At 67.8% G+C, this 1,207-nt stretch carries 1 pseudogene; it reads left to right on the top strand.

Going from position 1 to position 1,207, the window contains the following annotated elements:
- Positions 1-195 precede the first annotated feature (195 nt).
- Positions 196-1,113, top strand: a pseudogene (locus tag ACFYQA_RS39550) (ISAzo13 family transposase); the annotation flags it as partial.
- Positions 1,114-1,207 lie beyond the last annotated feature (94 nt).

Here is a 1,207-nt window from a genome sequence, read left to right as displayed (position 1 = left end):
GCCGGCTTCTCCACGGACTCCTGCTCGACAACGGTCTCGGTCATCTCTGGCGTCTCCTTGATCATCAGATCCGCCGTTGATTAGACACTCCCGACTCACCCGGCGGCAGGGACCTGCCGATCAATAACTCTTCGGTTTTCGTGGGATGTTGGGTCGTAGGATGCGGGGGTGTCTGAGGGGACGAAGGCAGAGCTGGTGGATGCGTTCGGGCTGTTGCTGCCGCATCTCGATGAGCGCCAGCAGCGACTGACGCTGGGCGCCGCGGCCCGCGTTCTGGGCCATGGCGGGATCCGCATGGTGGCCGGAGCGGCCGGGGTGGCGGAGTCCACGGTGTCGCGCGGGAAGCGGGAGCTGGAGCACGTGGAGGAGCCCGCTGGCCGGGTACGGGCACCGGGCGCGGGTCGGAAGCCCTTGCGGGAGGCCGATCCGGGGCTGGTGCCCGCGTTGCTGGCGCTGGTCGAGCCGGACCAGCGCGGCGACCCGGAATCTCCGCTGCTGTGGACGGTGAAGTCCACCCGGAATCTGGCGGCCGAGCTGACGCGTCAGGGGCACCGGGTCGGTTCGGACACGGTGGCCGCGCTGTTGAAGGCGGAGGGCTTCTCTCTGCAGGGCACCTCCAGGACCACCGAGGGGGCCCGGCATCCGGACCGGGACGCCCAGTTCCGCTACATCAACGACCAGGTCACGGCGTACCTTGCCGAGAGGCAGCCGGTCATCAGCGTGGATGCCAAGAAAAAGGAGACGCTGGGCAACTACGCGGTCATCGGACGCGAGTGGCACCGCGCCGGACAGCCGGTGCAGGTCCGCGCACACGACTTCCCCGAGAAGGACGCCCAGAAAGCGGTTCCGTACGGGATCTACGACATCGGCGCGGACGCAGGCTGGGTGTCGGTGGGCTGCGACGGGGACACCTCTGCCTTCGCGGTGGCCACTTTGCGCCGCTGGTGGAACGGTGAGGGGCGCCGCCGCTACCCGCACGCTTCCCGCCTGCTGGTCACCGCCGACGCCGGGGGCTCCAACGGCTACCGTGTGCGCGCCTGGAAGAAGGAACTCGCGGACTTCGCCTACGAGACGGGCCTTGAAGTGACTGTCTGTCACTTTCCGCCGGGCACCCAATGCCGTTGTTTGAAGGTTCATTGAGTTGGTAGTGACGGACTGAGCGTCGCGCCGTTATGCGGGGTGTGCATCCGTGGAGCGGGGTATCTGA

This window comes from Streptomyces sp. NPDC005774, assembly GCF_042871645.1.
Taxonomy (GTDB): Bacteria; Actinomycetota; Actinomycetes; order Streptomycetales; family Streptomycetaceae; genus Streptomyces; species Streptomyces pratens.
Note: the sequence above shows the minus strand (reverse complement) of the source record. Positions and strands in the feature narration are given on the sequence as shown.